Source organism: Anabaenopsis sp. FSS-46 (assembly GCF_029891665.1).
GTDB classification, from domain to species: Bacteria; Cyanobacteriota; Cyanobacteriia; order Cyanobacteriales; family Nostocaceae; genus Anabaenopsis; species Anabaenopsis arnoldii.
The window spans coordinates 15,163-34,539 of the sequence record NZ_JANQDG010000039.1 but is presented as its reverse complement, the minus strand read 5'-3'; the positions used below and the strand labels follow the sequence as shown (position 1 = coordinate 34,539).

The following is a 19,377-nucleotide window of genomic DNA, read 5'->3' as shown; positions in this document are numbered from 1 at the left end:
GAAGCGATCCCATACGTTGGCGCTTTGGCGCTGTTGTAAGGTTGTGGTCATTTGTTTATGATTGCGGTTATGTATGTATGAATCAGGTAGGTGTTTGTACCTGTTGTTTACATACTAAATCAATTGTTTCGATTTGTAAAGCATTTTGACAAATATTTTTACAAAAAACTTAACATAAGTCTTAAACCCTTACTCTGTAAGGATTTAACCCTTTTACTGGGTAACACTAGAGTGTAAACATAAATCTAGTCCCCTCCCCTGATTAAGGGGAGGGTTAGGGTGGGGTAAAAACTTTGGGATATATATGATATGGGATTTTTACCACATACTAATGTGGGAATCCTGAGTTTTACCGAGATGCAACGGCTAAAAAATGTTAATGTTTCCATGGGTTTGATGCTCGAACAGTTAACCCCAGCACTGTTACATACTGTTCTTCATTATCCCCATGGGGAAGAACAGGCTTTAAAAGCCATTTTACAATCTGCGGGGTGGGAGTTATTACCACGTTTACCCATATATATCTATATATCCCCAGTTTTATCATTGGTTGACTGGTGATTTAAAAACGGCTGTGCAACAATGGCGCAGTTAACTTACTTGATCCAACCTGTAGAAAAAATCAAACCAGTCCAAAAACGTCAAGCTATCTATGAGCAAGCACAACAGCTGCGAGAAAAACTACAAATGCAAATAAAAAACTTGAGGTTCACCTTCCGAAACGGTAGCCTTTCCCGTAAACAGTATGAATAAGTGGTTGTTCTTTCCCTAGTTCAATTTTCCGCCGCAGTAGGCGAATCAAAGCAGCGATCACATTACTATTTGGTTGTTCTTGATCTTGCTGCCAGAGATTTTGTAAAATCTGGGTATGGGTGAGTAGGTTTCCTGTATTTTCCATAAAGTATTTTAGCAGTTGAGTTTCCTTTTGAGATAACTCAATCACCCGTCCTTGACGATAAGCCACTTGATTTTGATAATCTAGTTGTAAATCAGCCGCGATCAAGCGTCCAGGAGTGGTTTCATGGGTGGGGGAACCAGCACGACGCAATAAAGCCCTAACTCGTGCTAATAATTCTCGCAGTTCAAAGGGTTTGACTAAATAATCATCAGCACCCGCATCTAAACCTTGTACACGGTCATCTAGGGTGTCCTTGGCTGTGAGAAATAGTACCGGTGTAATTTTACCTTGGCGGCGCAATTCCTGACAAATCTCTAAACCTGTTTTCCCTGGTAGCATCCAATCTAAAATCAGTAAATCATAGGTAGTTACGGCGGCGAATTGGCTACCTATGACACCATCATAAGCTATATCCACATAGTAACCCTCGCGGGTTAACAGGCGACTTAAGGGGTCAGTCAGTTCAATTTCATCGTCAACTAATAAAATTCTCATGCTGCTTATGGTAAGCAATCAAGATATTCTCAAGATAAATTAACTGCCAAAAAGAAAATGTTAACTGTAGCATTGCCCAAAGGGGAACTACTCAAAAATAGCATCCGCCTACTCAAGTCTGTAGGATTGGATTTTAGCGCTTTTTTAGATTCTGGAATGCGTCAACTGCAAATTCCCGACGCTAGTGGGCGAGCCACAGGGCTACTGGTGCGGGGACAAGATGTACCTGTATATGTAGAATATGGTCAGGCACAGTTAGGGATTATTGGTTATGATGTGCTGCGGGAAAAAAAACCCCAAGTTGCACATTTAGTTGATTTACAGTTTGGTCATTGTCGAATGTCGGTGGCTGTCAAAGCATCTAGTGCCTATAAATCACCTTTAGATTTACCTCCCCATGGTCGAGTTGCTTCTAAGTATGTTAATTGCGCTCGTGAATATTTCCATAGTCTGGATCTACCTATAGAAATTGTACCCCTGTATGGTTCAGTGGAACTAGGCCCCATTACAGGAATGTCAGAGGCGATTGTCGATTTAGTTTCTACTGGGCGGACTCTACGGGAAAATGGTTTAGTAGAAATTACTACTTTGTATGAAAGTACGGCGCGGTTGATTGCTCATCCTCTGAGTTATCGTCTCAATACAGGTAACTTGCATCAATTAGTAGAACAACTGCGCCAGGAAGTAGCTGTAACTGTGGTTTAGAAACAGTAATCTCCAGGATGTTTCAATCATTCTGGAGTAGTTATTTATGCTTTGGGGCACAGATGTCCTCGCCGGCCATCGCACGAACCCCTAACAATCACCTCATAGCTTTCACAGTGTATACCCTGACCTATGTTATTCACATCTATACATTGAAAGGTTTCCCAAGGAATATCTTCAATGGCACCACATCGACTACAGTAAAAGTGATGATGGGGTTCTACATTGGCATCATAGCGACAAACCCCCTCTTCTAGTAATACCTCCCGCACAAGACCCACCTCCCGTAGGGCTTGTAGCGAACTGTAAATAGTCGCCTGGGATGACACGGGAAAGTCTTTGTTGAGATCCGCCAGGATGGTCTCAACTGTAGGGTGATCACACCGAGATAACAAATTTGCATAAACTGCGAACCTCTGAGGAGTCACCCTCAAACCCTTTGATTTCAAGGTTTGAATAATTGTGTGTGCCTCTTGTTGCATATTTGCGGCTACATTTTTCATTTTAACGATGTCCCTATTATAGTCACCGCCAGTAATAAATTAGTATTATGTGTTCACTAATTGAATATTTAAGTATTTATAACTATTGAAATTTTCCTAAATAAGAATTATTCTGATATAGTTCTAAGTGATGATAATATTACTATGGCTGTGATCGAAAAAGTTCCCAATGTTGTCTTTAAAACCCGGGTGCGTGACGAGTCGATTGGTGGACCAAACCCATTCCGTTGGCAAGACCGCACCACACAAGATATTTTTGGTGGTAAGCGTGTAGTAGTATTTTCACTACCTGGAGCTTTTACCCCCACTTGCTCTACTTCTCACCTTCCCCGTTATGAAGAACTGTATGACCAATTCAAAGCCCTAGGTATTGATGAGGTCATTTGTGTATCTGTGAATGATGCCTTTGTTATGTTCCAATGGGGTAAGCAACAAGGGGCTGATAAGGTATTTTTATTACCCGATGGCAATGGTGAATTTACCCGGAAAATGGGGATGTTAGTTGATAAGTCTAACCTGGGCTTTGGTCTGCGGTCTTGGCGCTACTCAATGGTAGTGAATGACTGCAAAATTGAAAAGATTTTCATTGAGCCTGGTTACGAGGATAACTGTCCTACAGACCCATTTGAAGTTTCCGATGCAGATACCATGCTCAATTACCTCAAAGGAGCTTAAAACTCCTACTGGTGTGTAATATTTTAAGGGACTGGGAATTGGGCATTGCCCTTTCCCCAGATTGAAATCTAAAATTTGAGGGACACATGAGTTACGATTTCGACTTATTTGTAATTGGTGCTGGGTCTGGTGGTATTGCCACCGCTAGACGTGCGGCGGAATATGGAGCTAAGGTAGGGGTGGCTGAGTTTGACCGACTAGGCGGAACCTGCGTAAATCGTGGCTGTGTCCCTAAAAAGTTAATGGTCTATGCATCCCATTTTCCTGAGTTGTTTGCAGAAGCTCAAGGATATGGGTGGAGTGCGGTGGAAAGTTCCCTGGACTGGGAAAAGATGATCACGGCGGTTAACAATGAAGTAACTCGCCTAAATGGTATTTATCAAAAGATGCTGGATAATTCCCAAGTTGAACTCTGGGAAGGATACGCTACATTTATTGATGCTCATACAATTCAGGTGGGGGAGCGTCAAGTTACTGCTGATAAAGTTTTAATTGCAGTAGGTGGTTATCCTATTAAGCCAGATATTCCTGGAATTGAACACGCTATTACTTCCGATGATATTTTTCATTTACAGGAAAAACCTCAACGCATAGTAATTTTAGGGGGGGGATACATCGGTTCAGAATTTGCTTGTATTCTCAATGGTATGGGTAGCGAAGTTACCCAGATAATTCGTCATGACAAGATTTTGCGTGGTTTTGATGAAGATTTACGCAATGAAATTCAGGAAGGAATGGGTAAGCATGGTATTCAAATTCTCCCCAATTCCCAATTGACTGCTATAGAAAAAACCCCAGAGGGTATTAACGTCAAAATCCGTCGGGGTGATGAGGAGGAGGAAACGGTAGTTGTGGATGTGGTCAGTTTAGCAGCTACTGGTCGTAAACCCAACACGCAAAAGTTAGGTTTAGAAAATACTCAGGTTCAGCTCGATAGTAAAGGCGCGATTATTGTAGATCAATACAGTCAAACTACTGAAGAAAATATCTATGCGGTAGGAGATTGTACAGATAATATTAATTTAACTCCTGTGGCGATTAATGAGGGGCGAGCCTTTGCAGATACGGTATTCGGTAATAAGTGCCGTAGGATGAGTTACGAAAATGTACCTACAGCAATTTTTACTACTCCAGAGGCGGCAACGGTTGGCTTAACTGAAGCCCAAGCTAGGGCAAAATATGGTAATGCGATTAAAGTTTACCGCAGTCGCTTTAGACCAATGTATTATACATTGGCCGGTAAGGATGAAAAAACCATGATGAAATTAGTGGTTGATCAAAGTAATAACAAGGTTTTAGGGGCCCATATGGTGGGTAATAGCGCTGCTGAAATTATACAAGGAGTGGCGATCGCCCTGAAGATGGGTGCTACTAAAGCTGATTTTGATGCCACCGTCGGTATTCATCCCACCTCGGCTGAGGAATTTGTCACCATGCGATAGGTTATTAGTTGGGTCAAAGGCCCCACCCACGAGGGGATGGGGTTTTACGCCCGCTTAAACTGGCATCTTAAATTATACAAGAATTATACAAGGAGTGGCGATCGCCCTGAAGATGGGTGCTACTAAAGCTGATTTTGATGCCACCGTCGGTATTCATCCCACCTCGGCTGAGGAATTTGTCACCATGGGATAGGTTATTAGTTGAATAAATTTGAACAATGCCCTAGATTAGGGCATTTTTTGCACTTGACATCATTAACAGATGGTATATTATTGTTACATACAAGATTTAATTAAAAGAGTTTACTTATGTCTCTTCAGTCTGTAGCTTTGGCTAACTTTTTTGGCTTATTGGCACTGATAGCTTACATATTGACTTTAACGCCCAGCATATTCAAAACTGTTTTCCCCAAAACGCGCCAAAATCAAACCTTACGTTGGTTAGGAAAAAAACGGCGAATTATTGGTATTGCATCCTATGTTTTAGCTTGCAGCCATGGTTTACTGATAGTGTTTAAACACAATATTGATTTCTTAAATCCTCTTACTTATATTCATTAGTTTCAAGGAATATTCTCATTTTTTATTCTAACTTTACTAGCAATTACTTCTAATGATTGGAGTGTCAAACTTTTAAAAAAGAAATGGCAGAATATACACAGATTAACTTACCTGCTGATCTTTATCCTACCCTGGCATATCTTAGATAAAATGTCATACTCTTGGAGTTATTTAACTCCATTATCAGTATTGATTGGCTTTATTATTATGTGTTTATTCATTCAAAGAGTAATTGTAGATTGGAAAAGACATCTACAGCCATAGTCGAGAATAATAAGGGGCGATGAATCATATAGCAGTAGTTAATTAGATTAATCTTGTTTAACTCTGAGGTTTTCATCCATAGTCAGGATTTTTCTGGCGTTAACTATATGCTCTTCAGACACTTGAGGATGTTCCCCATTAGTTGTAATTATTAGTTCTCCAATAGCATCCTGGGCGTGTTCATTGAGAGAATCAATTAATAAACTGGGGGTGGTACTGTTGGATTGGGCAATTTCCTCAATAGTTACCAGGGGATGCTCTTGTTCTACTATAGCTTTTAACGCCTGAATTTCATGGTTGGGGAGGATTTCTAAAAGTTTCTGCCATTGTTCAGGTAAAATCTCAGATGTATTGATTGTCTCTACAGAATCAATTAACTCCGTAAAAGGAAACACATCATTGCCATCTTCATGGCAATTTTCAGGTGATAGTTCTGGATTTGATGTTTCTGGTTGTTGAAGTAATTCCCATACTTGGCTTTGTAATGAGTCTCTTTCTGCTTGCAATAAGGATATTTCTGATGTGAGTTGCTGTAATTCTGATTGCTTTTCGGTGATTTTATTTTCTAGGTAATTGAGGTTTTCGGCTAAATTTTCCGTTTCAGTTTTGGTAGATAATAATAATTGTTTTTTCTCATTAATCTGTGTTTCTAGTGCTTGAATTTCCGTTCGCAGTTCATACATTTTTTCCTCTAGTTGGGGTTTGAGTCTACCTAACAGAGTGACATTAGTCTCAAGTTCTTGTTTTTCTTCTTGGAGTTGATAGATTTGATTTTGCAACTGCATAATTTCACCGCGAAAGGTATTACAATTCAACTCCATACGACGTTTTTCGGTTGTGAGTTGAGAGCAGGTATGATGCAGTTCTGTTTTATTTTGTTCCAGAGCTTCTATTTCAGCACTTAGGTTAATGGTATCGGTTTCTAACTGCTGTTTTTGGGCTGCAAATATACCTAAATCTCTATGAATTTTATCTCTTTGAATACGAGACTCTGATATTTGATTTTCCAAGCTTTGTGAATCTGCGTACAAGAAGTTACGAATCTCTTCTATTTGATTAACTTCTTGAACAATCCGCCGTTTTAGTCCCTCCATTTCTTTAATGCGCTTGCGATTGGAAGTTAAAATCATCATTTCATAATTCCCACGGCGCTTATCTGTAAATAATATGGCTGCATAGGTAGAAATTATAGTAATTATACCGGTGATTAAGGCTTGGTTGAAATTCCACTGGGGGACAAGACTAATACCAAAGCTGATACTAAAGGCGACGATACCTAAAATATATCGATTACTGATGGTTGCTGATGGCATATTGGTTTTTCTCAGGCTATTTGAGTTGTTAGGATAGGTATGTTTTAATGTCATTATTACTTAGCAAGATAATTGTGAAATATCTAACTATAATTCTTTGTGGATTTTAGGGTTTACTAGAACAAAATATCACCAGAGAACTAATTTCATGTTCAAAGTAAACAAACATCATGATAGGGGCTTGTAATCGATTTTAAGTGATGATTTCATGGGATGTGATATGTATGGGGATGAGATACTGTTAAATCTGCTTTTAAGAAATCAATAAACTGTCTTGCTGTACGTCCAGAACGACCATTGTGGCGGGTTGCCCACTGTAATGCTTGATATTCTAAATCTTCGGGAGTAATATTAATTTGGGCTTGTGCTGCTAAATGTTGGACAATTTTTAAATAAGTATCCTGATCCGCTGGTGCAAAAGTGAGAGTGATACCAAAGCGATCGCTAAAAGAAAGCTTTTGCTGCATTGTATCCCAGGAGTGGATTTCGTCATGATCTTTGGGTGTGGGTCTGTCTGTAAAAAACTCGCGAATTAAGTGGCGACGGTTGGAAGTAGCATAAACCACCGCATTTTGGGGACGTGCAGTCAAATTACCTTCCAAAACTACCTTAAGTGCTTTAAAAGCATCATCATCTTCTTCAAAGGAAAGGTCATCAACAAAGATAATAAATTTTTGTGGTACTCCCCGCAACTGCTCGACAATTTTGGGCAAATTGTGCAAATCAGATTTTGTGACTTCGAGCAAACGTAGATGGCGATCGCTATACTCATTTAACAAAGCTTTGACGACAGAAGATTTACCCGACCCCCGACTACCGTAAAGTAGTATATGCTGTGCCACCTCTCCTGATAATAAAAACTCTGTATTTTTGATTAAAGTTTCTTGTTGAGACTCGTAACCCACTAAAGTTTTCAGGTTGATCGGGTCAGGGTACTTGATACCTACAAACTTACCTTCTTGCCAGCGCAACGCATGATATTCTACAAATAAGCCTGTGCCACACTGGCGATAATGAGCTGCCAAATCCTCCACAGCATCGCCCCAATTATCTAACTTTTGTAGTAATACTTTGAACTTTGTCTCTATACCAATGTTTTGCTCTGTGTACCAGACAATAGGTGAAATGGGTAACTGAGCTACAGTTTGCACCCACTCGCTCAAAGAAGCACTACTACATTCATAAAGATTCTGCAACACCTGTAAATCATGCTCCACTGCTGCTAGTAACGACCGGGGTAAATCTTCAAAGTCTTGCTGTTGAGCCAGTTTACTAAAAGGATTCTCACTACGGAGAATTTGACTGATTAGGTAGTCTTCCCAATTTTGATGTTTAGCACTTAATGCATAAAAATAACTGCCATAAGCCTTGAGACAACTCCGTGCATCGGCATCAGTGTAACGTATAGCTTGCAACAGATCAAGAAATGCCATCCCCACTTCGCTTTCCAATACAGATTGGTAGAGTAAAAGTGATGCTGCTTGACATTGGAGAAATTGAACCTGGCTATGGCTATAGGATGAATTACGTGGCATCGCTGGATTATCCATCAATTAACAGGGTAGTTTAAATAAGGCACTATGGTCAATTGTCTGCTAACCCTGGTAGTAAAGTCAAAATCTACATGGCTGTTAACATAGACTCCGCGAATGTGAATGTGTGATCTTTGTCTTCCCTGAAACCGATTGCTCCGGGATAAATTCTTAATCTTTGACGTGCTGAAAATATCCGGTTTTTTGGCGTTGGTGATGATCTATAAAAATAGGGCTGTATATAATTATGGGGTTGAGGATGCTGGTACTTCTAGTCTAGGTATTGAGAATCATAATTACTCTTAGTCAATAATTAGCCCCACGGGAAATGATGTAATTTGTGATTAATACTACATTATCTGGCGTAATTGTATCAGTAAAACAAAAGAGCATCAGCCAGTAATCAATGCTTAAATTTGCTCATATCCATCTGTGGATAGTTGTTTTATTGCTGCTATTGGGCTGTGAAAACTCAAGGCTATACAGTATTTAGCAGCCTAATTTAAATTAAAAAATTAAAGTTATCTTGCCATTATGGCAGGTTTTAATTTGATAGATAAGATATGAATAGATTGGTTCAATTTTTGCTGTGTATCGAAACTGCCAAATTCATCTCAAGCAACGGTACTTTTACCAAGTAGGACATCATACATGTTATTACCACTGTCTTCTCAGAAAGTTATCGAATACCTGAAAGAAAGAGGTATGTATTCCTCAGAAGATGGCGCATTGAATAAATATGACTTGCTCAAAAGTAGTCAACATAACTTAAATTTACTCTTGAGTTTAGGAGATAATCAAAAACTGCTGGTTAAACAAAAATGTCATGTTGAAAACTATGGAAATTGCCATGATTTTTTTAATGAATGGCTATTTCAGCAATTATTACAGCAGTTTCCAGTTATAGGTAATATAACTGAGATCGCACCACTAATAGTCAATTTTGATCAAGAACATTCTATCCTGGTTCGTAATTACTTAACTGAATATTCGGAACTAGCAGAATTTTATGGTCACAATGGTATTTTTCCGCCAGAAATTGCTACCGCCATTGGTAGTACATTAGCGGGACTACATCGCGCTACCTTCCAACAGCGAGAATATCGTCAGTTTATGTCAGCTGGGCCTCAAGGACAGTTTCGCTATAGCTTTTACAATCCAGCCCAAGGGGTGGATTCTATTACCCCAGAAATATTTGGTACAGTTCCCACTGAGGCGTTAAAGTTTTACCTTCTCTACCAAGGTTATGAGACTTTAGAATCAGCGATCGCCGATTTGGCTTATGAATGGGAACCTTGCTGCTTGACTCATAATGACCTCACCTTAAATAATATTTTAATTCATTCTCGTTGGCATCAGTTAGATAATTGCCTGATTAAACTGATTGATTGGGAAGCTTGTAGTTGGGGAGACCCCGCCTTTGATGTAGGTACCCTTATCGCCAGCTATTTAACAATTTGGCTTTCTAGCTTAGTAGTAGATCCCACCCTTGAGTTAGAAGAATCCCTGCATTTAGCGATTACACCCTTAGAGTTGCTACAACCTTCATTACTGGGGTTAATTCGGGCTTATGTCAAAACTTTTCCCATGATTTTGCAGTACCAAAGTAACTTTATTGTCCGAGTTATTCAGTTTACAGGACTGGCGCTGATTCATCAAATTCAAGCAAATATTAAATCTCTTAAACATTTTGGCAATAGTGACATTTATATGCTTGATGTTGCTAAAAATCTCCTTACCATACCACAAGAATCTATATTGAGTATTTTCGGCCTTTCTCAGGGGGAAATTCTCAACCCCTTGACAGAATTTGATCAACTCCCCCAAAGAGAAAAACAACAGCAATTAGTTCCTCTTTATTACCAAAAAACTCGCCTGCGGGGTTGTTAATCACAGCCAACACTGACCACCATGTTTGTTTAAGTAATTCTTAATATCAAGTAATGATATACTGTGCCGCCTATACATTGCAAACTCACCTACTGGATATTGCTAAAAATATCGAGATAAATTCTAACTTTTGTATTTCCCACCCCCACTATCAATCTTTTTCTTTACCTGCTAAACTAGCGGAGAGATTTCAACAAAATTCTCCGGCTTTACAGCATAAATATCTGACTCTACTACTGAGAAATTTCCTTTACGGTATCTACTACAATGGTTCCCTAAAAACCACCTTGGCCTTAGATACTGAAACTAGTAATTGCTGGGGACACCAAAATTTAGAAACTCATTCTCTCTTAGATGTTGATTGGGGATTTTACGAACAACTACAGACGAGCAATCACGGTAAAGGTTATTTTGACCCCAGTTGGCGGGTATTGAGTCGAGAACCTGATGGTACTATGGCAGTCACTAAAGGCGGTTTGACGGTATATATTGAGCCAGACTGCCATCTCAAACCTAGTAAAAAGTCTCCCAACGTGGGGGAACTAGTGGCGATTTGGATGCCTAAAAACCGACTGCAAAAAGGCTGCTACTTAGCAGTTAGCAATGTAGGACAGGAAAAGCAAAGTAACCTAGATGGGAATTTAGGTACGGGGAGAATCTACTTTAATTTTACCTCATCTGGTGCGATCGCCTCCATGGATGGACTAACCCAACAACTCAACGCAGCCAATCTTGCTTTTACCTTTGAGGTTCTCTATCATCCCGCTGCCTACGGACGCTATGACTCAGGTATACTCTACTTTGAAGCTCAGGACTATCCAGCATTGCACAAAATCCTTGAGAATGTTTATAGGGGGTGTGAATCTCATTTCCAAGCTGAAATACCCTTATTTACTAAGTTTTTAGCCCCTGGATTGGGTTTAGCTGAAGAGCCTACCCAAAAATTTGCCACTCAAGAAAATTTTGGTATCAACCGTTGCCAAATTGTCGCCAATGCCTTGTTGGAGGCTTGGGAACAAGGTCAAAATACAATGGAGGAGCGTATGAGAATGATTGAGCAACATTTTGCTCAACATTCCATTGATTTGCAGCATCCCTACCTCAACCCCAGTTCTGAGGATATCTACTACCCTTTAAAATAATGTCTTTTACCTATCATCGCACTATTCGCCTTGCAGATACAGATGGCGCTGGAGTAGTTTATTTTGCCCATGCTTTATCTATATGTCATGAAGCCTACGAAGCATCTTTAGAAGTATCGGGTATTAATCTCAAAGATTTTTTTACTCATCCATCTATAGCTATTCCTATTGTTCATGCTAATGTGGATTTTTTTCGCCCAATGTTCTGTGGAGACCAGTTAGAAGTAAGTTTATTTCCCCATCAAATAACTGCGAATAAGTTTGAAGTTAGTTATGAAATTATACTGGCAGATGTTCTAGTTGTTAAGGCTGTGACTCGACACGTTTGTATTGATGCAGTGAGCAGAGATAAGCGGGATTTATCAGCTGAGATGATTCAGTGGTTGGAAACTAACCGCCAAGAGACAAAAGCGCTAGAAAGAAGAAAGTTAAGAGGATGTTTGGAAAGTCATGATTAGTGTATCAACTATTGTTTGACCCCACCCTAACCCTCCCCTTACCAGGGGAGGGGACTGGATTTTATTGTTTTATTGTTTTGGTGTGTTCGGTGTGTTCCCCATTCCTCATTCCCTGTTCCCTGTTCCCTGTTACCCATTCCTCATTCCCTGTTACCCATTCCTCATTCCCTGTTACCCATTCCTCATTCCCTGTTCCCTGTTCCCTGTTCCCTGTTTCCTGTTCCCTGTTCCCTGTTCCCTGTTCCCTCAGATAAAAATTACCTGTTGAAAACTTATCAAACATCCTCTAAGAGAGATTTTGTAAATGTTCTGTGGCTATTTTCTGGAGTTCTTGGCGGTTGATTTTACCTTGAGCATTGCGGGGTAAACTGTCTAGAGAAATCCAGTGTTTAGGAACTTTGAATTTACTCAGTCTTTGATTTAGTGCTGTTTGTATTTCTAAACTGGAAATCTGGGGACTTTGGGGAACATAAATCGCCGTTACTACTTGTCCCCAGTATTTATCTGGTAAGCCGATGACACAAACATCTTTGACCATTTGTGTAGTCCTAATTGCGGCTTCAATTTCCCCTGGGTAAATATTTTCTCCCCCTGTGATAATTTTGTCGCTGTTACGCCCCACTATATTTAAATAGCCTTGTGCATCTAAATATCCTAAGTCGTCTACTGAGAAATAATTGAGATTATCCCAGGTTTGGGGGTAGTACCCCAGAGCTAATGATTGGGACTGGATGGTAATATTTCCAGTTTGATTACCAGTTAAAATTTTACCTTGTTGATTGCGAATCTTTACTTGGGCATGGGGGAGAATTTGACCACAGTTAATTATACCATTGAGAAAATCATCTGGTTTGAGGGTGGCAATTTGAGAAGCTGTTTCTGTCATCCCATAAGTAGGTGCTAACCGAATACAATTAAATCTGGCTTTTGTTAACAATTCCTCCCATGCTGGCGCACCTCCTAACAGTACCGTGCTGAATTGGGAGAGCCATTGTGTTAATTGGTAACTCTCTAGTAAGCGTTGTAATTGTGTGGGTACTAAAGATATAAAATAATTTTCAGGGTTAATCTGATATTCTGGTGTAGATGTTAAAGTTTTCAATGGTGCGATCGCTAATTTACCTCCCGTAGTCAAGGAACGCATAACCTGCATTAAACCACTGACATGGTAGAGAGGTAACATACAAAAAGAATTAACTTGAGTTACCTGAAAATATTCTGTAAATCCTTTAACAGATGCTATCAGAGTTTCCCAAGTGTGCATAGCAAATTTAATTTTTCCCGATGAGCCACCGGTGGGAATCATGATGTATGGAAAATCCCTATAACCGCCATGGGGAAACATTTTTACCTTCGGTTGTCCTACTCCCAAAATAATATCTGGCTGCACTAAATCTAACACTTGCTCCCATTCTTCTTGTCCCCAGTCGGGGTTACACAGAAAAACTGGACAACTCGCAGCACAAGCAGCCAGAAAACCCGCTATAAATTTCACTGGTTCACGTTCTGCTACAATAATTTTGGCAGTATTGCCACTCACTGTTAACTGCTGTAGTTCTAAATATAGTTCTAAAGCTACCTGTTGCAGTTGCTGATTATTTTCACCAATGAGCAAATCTGTCTTACATATTTGATGTAGATAAAATCTCGGTGGTTTGATAGACATTTACAGCAGTTACTACCTAGATAAAATACGGGTGACGGGTGACAGTCAACAGTCAACAAATCCAAACCTACCCCCGAATGACTGTGATATTTCTCCCTTGGGGACTTAGGGCTATTTCCGTGGTAGTGCGATCGCTGATGGGGGGTAAATCGGGGCGACGGTCAAATATGATTAACCATCCTGTATCTAAATTTAATCCTGATAAATATTTATCTAACTGTACCAATCCTTGGGGTAAGGGGTCGGGTTTACCCTGTTTCCATACCTTTAATTCCATCCCTAAGACTACATCCCCATAACGCAGACATATATCCATCCTCCCGGAGCCTATGGCGTATTCCCGCTCTAAGCTCCCACCACCATTAACCACACGGTGTAAAAATGCCATTAATACTAAGTGGGGGGCTATTTCTGGGTACGGGGTACTTTTAAATAATGGTTCTCCATGTTGTCGCCAAAAGTCTAAGAATAAGTCTAATAATTTTTCTGGGATTAATTCACCACTAGGACTCAACCATTCAGGTTCAATCACCCCTAAGGACATAATGGGGGTATAGGCTAAAACTTTAGGTAAAACTTCTCTATAAATGGGGTTGGCAATTTCTAAACCTCTAATGGGATGATAACGACACAATCCTAAATCTAGGAGAAAACGAATATCATCATTAGGTACATCTGGTAATTCTTCCCCAGCTAACATGGGTTGAATAATTGCTTTTACCCTATCTTCCCGCAGTCGTTCGGCTAAACTATCTAAGTGGGTGTCTTGTCTTTGAATTAGTATATCTTTGGCTTGATTGATTAAATCTACCGTGATAGGGATATTTACGTCTTCTGCTAAATACTCTGTAACTTCCTTAGCTAAAGCATTGACTAACCAAGGTTGACCCTGGGTTAAATCATAGGCGTGGTGAATGGCTTCGGGGGTAAAGATTTGCCCTGTGGCTTGGGTGTGTTGCTCGTATAGATTACTTACATCTTTGAAGGTGAAATTACTTAAAGTCAGAGACCTTACCTTGATATTAAAGGGGCTAGAGGTATTTAATCTATCACTACCACCAGAAGCTACCTTATAATCACGTACATCCCGCATCCCAATTAAGGCTACACATTGGGGGAAGCTCTGGGGACGACGGGGGAAACCATCCCTTAACTGTCTTAAGACAGTAATTAAAGTTTGATTTTGCAGGGAGTCAATTTCATCAATAAACACCACCAAGGGGCGCACAGCAGTTTCCGCCCAGACAGTTAAAGCGGCATTTATCCGTTGTCCTGGTAGTGCATTTGGCCACACCGGTGGCTCTAGCTCCTTGGGTAGCCAAAATCGGGCTGCCTCTCGCCAAGCACCTAAAATTGCCTGTTCTGCTACTTCTGGCTGATCGGGAAAGGGGGAGCCTACTTCTGCGGATACCATGACGGCGGTATATTTACCACTGGCTGTTAATTCCTGTGCGAGGGTGAGCATGGCAGTGGTTTTACCGGTTTGTCTGGGTGCATGGATGACAAAGTAATTGCGCTGTTCAATCAGGCGTTTTAACTCTGGTAACCGTTGACTGGTGGGTAGGGTATAATGTATATCCGGTTGACAAGGACCTGCGGTGTTAAACCATTTAGTCATAAAAGTTCATGTATACTCTGATTTAATTATAACTTCTCTGATTGTTGACGGTTGACTGTTGACGGGTGATGGGTCAGGGTTTAAGAGCTACGACCACCGGGAGCCAGGGGTTAGAAACCCCTGTCTAATAGCTTAAGTCGGATAAATCCGACTAGGTGTTAGAGATAACATTATAAATCAGGTTGACAATCATTATCTAGAGTATTATATATAACCTACCAGTCCACTAAAAGTGGACTTTCGCTATTAGACGCTTAATTTATTCCCCGGCTAATGACTGTTAATGGTCACACCTCCTCCCAGTCAACCGTCAACCGTCAACCGTCAACCGTCAACAGTCAACCGCGATGGTCAGGAGTTTAGTTGATAAAATGATTGACACCAAAACCAACCGCCCGATTTTTGGGGGATAATTCTGCTGCTAGTTGTAAAGCAGCTTGTCTACCAATTGGGGTTTCAAACACTGAGGAAAACACCGCATCAATATGATGCTGTTGGCAAAATTGGCGCAGACGGGAAGGGTAACCCGCTATCCCTGGTTTAATCACAAAAATCCCTCGCCAACCTTGTTGAAAGCAGTATTGCAGTTGTGGGAATGTGGCCACAGACTCATCTAAGGCGATCGCAGTCTGAAAACTAGCGCTTAAGTCCAACATCGCCGCCAATTCTGGGATTGGTAATGGTTGTTCCAGAAATTCCACATGAGAAACATGGTCACAAATCCCCAACCATAGTTTAGCCTCCTCATAACTCAGTCCACCATTAGCATCTAATCGCAATTTAGCTGTAGGGGGTAAAGTCCGGGTTAATAAATCAAAGATTTCCCACTCCCTAGAAAACTCACCCACGCCAATTTTCCATTTAAATGTACGGTATCCTTGCTCCCACAGGGGTTTCCACTTACTTAACGCCCCATCCCCTGCTGGTAACAATCCACTATAACGGAGAGATTGAGGGGATCTGAGTAAATTACCCATTGCTTCCCAAGCTGACTCAAAAGCAAACTGACAAGCGGGTAAGGTATCGGGAATTGACAAAATCATCTCCCGTGTAATTATCCCTGGTAATTGGCGACAAAAATCTATAGCTTCCTCTAGAGTCTCCGAACCAAACCAACTAATAGGCGCAATTTCTCCCCAACCACAGTTACCCCCAGCATCACGCAAATGAATGATTACACCCTCACGGATACGCCAAACCCCATGATTAGTCACCAATGGTTGTAAAAACCGCCTCCTATAACAACGAAAATCAAAGTTAAAAATCCTAACCAACCCCCAAGATGAACCCCAAACCCAACAGTAAACAACAGCAAAAATGTAAATTAACTGCAATAAACTTACAATTACTCACCTTTTCTGGGAGATGATGATTTTTTTGCACATGGTGACATAACTGCAAAGCCAAAGGTAAACTCAGCCAACTAAGCAGAGTCCAGAGTGGGAACACCCCCCAGACAACAAATAACAAAATCAGGGGATAAATACTACCGGTAAACCAATAGAGGACTTTTGCAGCTTTGGCGGTTCCTAAACGCACCACAGGCGATCGCTTACCTGCTGCTATGTCATCCTTAACTTGGTGAAAGTGCGAGCAAAATAAAATTAAACTGGTAGCAATGCCCACAATCACAGAAGCTGCTAAACTAGTCATAGACCAAGTTTGAGTTTGGCTATAGTATGCTGCTGTCATCGCCAAAGGTCCAAAGGCAAAAAAACAAATAATTTCCCCTAAACCTTGGTATCCTAAGCGAAAAGGTGGCCCTTGGTATGTGTAGCCCAAAGCACAGCAGACCAAGATTAAACCTATCACCGTCGGGTCTTGCTGCCAAGTAGCAATGGCGATGATTCCCAGTAAACCAGCCAATAAACACAAGTTACCTAACCAAAATATTAATAACTTTTTGCCAGTTAAGTTAACTAAAGAATGATGTTTATTTTTATCAATTCCCGTTTCCGCATCAAAAACATCATTACTAATGTTTTCCCAAGCTAAAATTAAAATTGCTGCCCCTATAAAAGTAGAAAATACTACTAAATTAAATCCTTTAGTTTCCGCAAAGGCTACTGCTGTTCCTACCCAAATGGGCATAATAGCAACAGTATACATTGGCGGTTTAATTGCCGCCATCCATAATTTAATTTGAGGATTTACAACCTGCTTTGTAGTCATCAGTCCTTATTAATGAGATTATAGTTATCTTACTCATATCTAAAATTTTAGGGGTTCTGGAGACACCAGCGCCCATCCAGGTAGTGCAAAACCATCCTGTGCTTTACTAAAGACTAGTTAAGTGCCAAACTTATGGTATTTACTGTGGTTGGTTCACCCAAAACTCACAGATAACTGTTTAGCTTATGGGAACACCATCAATACAGCAAACCATACTCTGGTGAATTGGCAACTGAATATGCTACCTGTAGAAATACCACCACGTTTAATTACACTTTAGGAAGTTAACTTAAAAAAACTTTACTATTGCTAGACCCATGACAGTTTCACCATGTCGCAGCAACTTCTTTGTTACACACAAAGACCTATACCATTTTCTGTGCAAAGTTCAGGAAAATTGCCTCAAAAATAATTGTGGGCAAATTGTGAGTATTTCCCTGAATATTGACTGGGTAGATCCATTGGTTGTGTTGAATAAATTTACGCATAAAGAGGATATAAATTTTTATATTGAGAACCAGGCTAAGGGAGAAGCGATCGCCGCCATTGATCCGGTGTTAAAACTAGAAATTGATGGCAAACAGCGTTTTCAGGAAGCTGAATATTTTATTAAATCTTGTCTTCAAGATATCAAAAATTTTGGTATAACTGAGCAGAGTTTTAGTGGTCCCCACTTTTTTTGTTATTTCAGGTTTTTTGAGTATAATTCCCAAATAGACTACCCATTTCCATCGGCGACAATTTTTTTACCACGTTGGCAAATAGCAGTTAAAAATCAACAGTGTATATTAGTTAACAATATAATTATCAATTCCAACAGGAATGTAGAAAATATCCTTGAGGATTTGCACGATAAAATCAAGCAAATTCACTCATTAGAATCTACTGTGAATAAATGGGATCAAATACCAAATAAATTTAGCAAACAATCTGTAACTAATCCTCAAGACTTTAAAAGAGCAGTAATATCTGCAGTAGAAAAAATTCGCACCAGTGACTTAAGTAAAATTGTCCTAGCCAACGCCTTAGATGTGAAATCCAGCAACAGTTTTAATTTATTCAAATCCTTACAGAATTTGCGGGAAATACATCCTAATTGTTATATTTTCTCTACCAGTAATGGCAAAGGACAAAGCTTTATTGGTGCGAGTCCCGAACGACTAATTAGTATTCATAATCAAGAATTAGTATCCGACGCTTTAGCCGGTTCTGCACCCAGAGGTACAACAGATGCAGAAGATGCAGCTAACGCCAACCGCTTACTAAATAGTATCAAAGAAAGACACGAACATTCTTTAGTGATTGATTTTATTACTCAACACCTATCACAGCTAGGTTTGTCACCCAGGGTATTAGCACCGCGACTGAGACAATTATCTAACATCCAGCATTTATGGACGCCCATTACAGCCAGAGTTCCCCCTCACGTTCACCCCTTAAAGATAGTATCCCAACTTCATCCTACCCCAGCGGTTGCCGGTGCCAGCAGAGATTTTGCCTGTGCAGAAATTCGTCGCTATGAAAACTTTGAGCGGGGTTTATATGCTGCACCTCTAGGTTGGATAGATGGTAGGGGGAATTGTGAATTTATAGTTGGGATTCGTTCAGCATTAATAGATGGCGATCGCGCCAGGCTGTATGCTGGTGCTGGTATAGTTGCTGGTTCGGATCCTGAGAAAGAATTTGCAGAAGTGCAGCTGAAACTTCAAGCCCTACTCAAAGCATTAGTATAGAGATATAGCTGTTTTGGTCTGAGTGAGGTTAATTAACCGCAATCAGGCTATGATACCTTAATGATCAAATATTCTTGGTGTCCTTTGGTCTTTTGGCTGTTAATCCTTGTTTTTATCAGCAGGGTCACCTTCAAAAGGTTGAACCCCCGTCGCTGGATAGTCATCATCTCTAGGACTAAAAATTCTGCTCACAGCTTCCGAAATATAGTTCATTGATTGCTGAGGAATATTTTTAATTGATTGAAGTATTTCCCTGACTCTTGCTGAACTAGACATAACATGATCTCCTAAAACACCGAATCAAGTAAAC

The 19,377-nt window shown here is 40.3% G+C and carries 20 protein-coding genes and 1 pseudogene; 11 read left to right on the top strand and 10 right to left on the bottom strand.

The genetic code is table 11. The features are described 5' to 3' along the window. Positions 1-309 precede the first annotated feature (309 nt). Positions 310-435, top strand: a pseudogene (locus tag NWP21_RS03950) (7,8-didemethyl-8-hydroxy-5-deazariboflavin synthase subunit CofG); the annotation flags it as partial. A gap of 274 nt (positions 436-709) precedes the next feature. Here the strand turns inward: NWP21_RS03950 and rppA are convergent. Continuing rightward, positions 710-1,393, bottom strand: a complete 684-nt coding sequence (rppA, locus tag NWP21_RS03945; protein ID WP_280791690.1) for a two-component system response regulator RppA — start codon at positions 1,391-1,393, stop codon at positions 710-712. A 57-nt stretch (positions 1,394-1,450) separates the two neighbouring features. Here rppA and hisG point away from each other — a divergent pair, with 57 nt between their 5' ends. Further along, positions 1,451-2,098 carry an ATP phosphoribosyltransferase gene (hisG, locus tag NWP21_RS03940; RefSeq protein WP_271730885.1) on the top strand — a complete coding sequence of 216 codons (648 nt, stop codon included), beginning with the start codon at positions 1,451-1,453 and terminating at the stop codon, positions 2,096-2,098. Between the two features lie 44 nt (positions 2,099-2,142). On the opposite strand, the gene NWP21_RS03935 is transcribed toward hisG, so the two are convergent. After that, positions 2,143-2,580, bottom strand: a complete 438-nt coding sequence (locus NWP21_RS03935) for a Fur family transcriptional regulator (RefSeq protein ID WP_271730891.1) — start codon at positions 2,578-2,580, stop codon at positions 2,143-2,145. A gap of 165 nt (positions 2,581-2,745) precedes the next feature. On the opposite strand from NWP21_RS03935, the gene NWP21_RS03930 reads away from it, so the two are divergent. The 4 genes from NWP21_RS03930 (at position 2,746) to NWP21_RS03915 (ending at position 5,279) form a co-directional block, all read left to right on the top strand. Further along, the gene (locus NWP21_RS03930; RefSeq protein ID WP_271730886.1) at positions 2,746-3,276 is read left to right on the top strand and encodes a peroxiredoxin; all 531 of its coding nucleotides are present in this window, start codon (positions 2,746-2,748) and stop codon (positions 3,274-3,276) included. 86 nt (positions 3,277-3,362) lie between these two features. Continuing rightward, a complete protein-coding gene (gene gor, locus NWP21_RS03925; RefSeq protein WP_271730887.1) occupies positions 3,363-4,718 on the top strand; it encodes a glutathione-disulfide reductase in 1,356 nt (451 codons plus the stop codon). Between the two features lie 64 nt (positions 4,719-4,782). Next, positions 4,783-4,911: a hypothetical protein gene (locus NWP21_RS03920; protein ID WP_348519751.1), complete on the top strand. Its 129-nt coding sequence runs from the start codon at positions 4,783-4,785 to the stop codon at positions 4,909-4,911. A gap of 116 nt (positions 4,912-5,027) precedes the next feature. Continuing rightward, positions 5,028-5,279: a hypothetical protein gene (locus tag NWP21_RS03915; protein WP_280791689.1), complete on the top strand. Its 252-nt coding sequence runs from the start codon at positions 5,028-5,030 to the stop codon at positions 5,277-5,279. 311 nt (positions 5,280-5,590) lie between these two features. On the opposite strand, the gene NWP21_RS03910 is transcribed toward NWP21_RS03915, so the two are convergent. Both NWP21_RS03910 and NWP21_RS03905 read right to left on the bottom strand, forming a co-directional pair. Next, positions 5,591-6,910 carry a tellurite resistance TerB C-terminal domain-containing protein gene (locus NWP21_RS03910; RefSeq protein ID WP_280791688.1) on the bottom strand — a complete coding sequence of 440 codons (1,320 nt, stop codon included), beginning with the start codon at positions 6,908-6,910 and terminating at the stop codon, positions 5,591-5,593. A 152-nt stretch (positions 6,911-7,062) separates the two neighbouring features. Further along, a complete protein-coding gene (locus NWP21_RS03905; protein ID WP_271733915.1) occupies positions 7,063-8,406 on the bottom strand; it encodes an ATP-binding protein in 1,344 nt (447 codons plus the stop codon). Positions 8,407-9,039: 633 nt separating this feature from the next. Here NWP21_RS03905 and NWP21_RS03900 point away from each other — a divergent pair. From NWP21_RS03900 to NWP21_RS03890, 3 genes are read left to right on the top strand one after another with little or no spacing between them, the layout of a single operon-like run. Then, positions 9,040-10,278 carry an aminoglycoside phosphotransferase family protein gene (locus NWP21_RS03900; RefSeq protein ID WP_280791687.1) on the top strand — a complete coding sequence of 413 codons (1,239 nt, stop codon included), beginning with the start codon at positions 9,040-9,042 and terminating at the stop codon, positions 10,276-10,278. A 53-nt stretch (positions 10,279-10,331) separates the two neighbouring features. Further along, complete coding sequence (locus NWP21_RS03895) at positions 10,332-11,420, top strand: T3SS effector HopA1 family protein (protein ID WP_280791686.1); 1,089 nt, start codon at positions 10,332-10,334, stop codon at positions 11,418-11,420. Further along, positions 11,420-11,878 (top strand): thioesterase family protein, encoded by a 459-nt coding sequence (locus NWP21_RS03890; RefSeq protein ID WP_280791685.1) that lies wholly within the window; start codon positions 11,420-11,422, stop codon positions 11,876-11,878. Before NWP21_RS03895 ends, NWP21_RS03890 begins: the two co-directional genes overlap by 1 nt. Positions 11,879-11,939: 61 nt before the next feature. Here the strand turns inward: NWP21_RS03890 and NWP21_RS03885 are convergent, their stop codons facing one another. From NWP21_RS03885 to menA, 5 genes are all read right to left on the bottom strand, one after another. Continuing rightward, positions 11,940-12,161, bottom strand: a complete 222-nt coding sequence (locus tag NWP21_RS03885) for a hypothetical protein (protein WP_280791684.1) — start codon at positions 12,159-12,161, stop codon at positions 11,940-11,942. A gap of 3 nt (positions 12,162-12,164) precedes the next feature. After that, the gene (locus NWP21_RS03880) at positions 12,165-13,544 is read right to left on the bottom strand and encodes a 2-succinylbenzoate--CoA ligase (protein WP_280791683.1); all 1,380 of its coding nucleotides are present in this window, start codon (positions 13,542-13,544) and stop codon (positions 12,165-12,167) included. 67 nt (positions 13,545-13,611) lie between these two features. Further along, positions 13,612-15,162: an ATP-binding protein gene (locus NWP21_RS03875; RefSeq protein ID WP_280791682.1), complete on the bottom strand. Its 1,551-nt coding sequence runs from the start codon at positions 15,160-15,162 to the stop codon at positions 13,612-13,614. Positions 15,163-15,521: 359 nt separating this feature from the next. Beyond that, positions 15,522-16,436, bottom strand: coding sequence for an o-succinylbenzoate synthase (locus NWP21_RS03870; protein ID WP_280791681.1), 915 nt, complete (start codon positions 16,434-16,436; stop codon positions 15,522-15,524). Further along, positions 16,429-17,334 carry a 2-carboxy-1,4-naphthoquinone phytyltransferase gene (gene menA, locus NWP21_RS03865; protein ID WP_280791680.1) on the bottom strand — a complete coding sequence of 302 codons (906 nt, stop codon included), beginning with the start codon at positions 17,332-17,334 and terminating at the stop codon, positions 16,429-16,431. The genes NWP21_RS03870 and menA overlap by 8 nt, the downstream gene beginning before the upstream one ends. A 121-nt stretch (positions 17,335-17,455) precedes the next feature. On the opposite strand from menA, the gene NWP21_RS03860 reads away from it, so the two are divergent. Then, on the top strand, positions 17,456-17,614 hold the full coding sequence (locus NWP21_RS03860; protein ID WP_271734057.1) for a hypothetical protein: 159 nt from the start codon (positions 17,456-17,458) through the stop codon (positions 17,612-17,614). A gap of 37 nt (positions 17,615-17,651) precedes the next feature. Further along, a complete protein-coding gene (locus NWP21_RS03855) occupies positions 17,652-19,067 on the top strand; it encodes an isochorismate synthase (RefSeq protein WP_280791679.1) in 1,416 nt (471 codons plus the stop codon). A gap of 99 nt (positions 19,068-19,166) precedes the next feature. Here the strand turns inward: NWP21_RS03855 and NWP21_RS03850 are convergent, their stop codons facing one another. After that, complete coding sequence (locus NWP21_RS03850; RefSeq protein WP_271734055.1) at positions 19,167-19,343, bottom strand: hypothetical protein; 177 nt, start codon at positions 19,341-19,343, stop codon at positions 19,167-19,169. Positions 19,344-19,377: the final 34 nt, after the last annotated feature.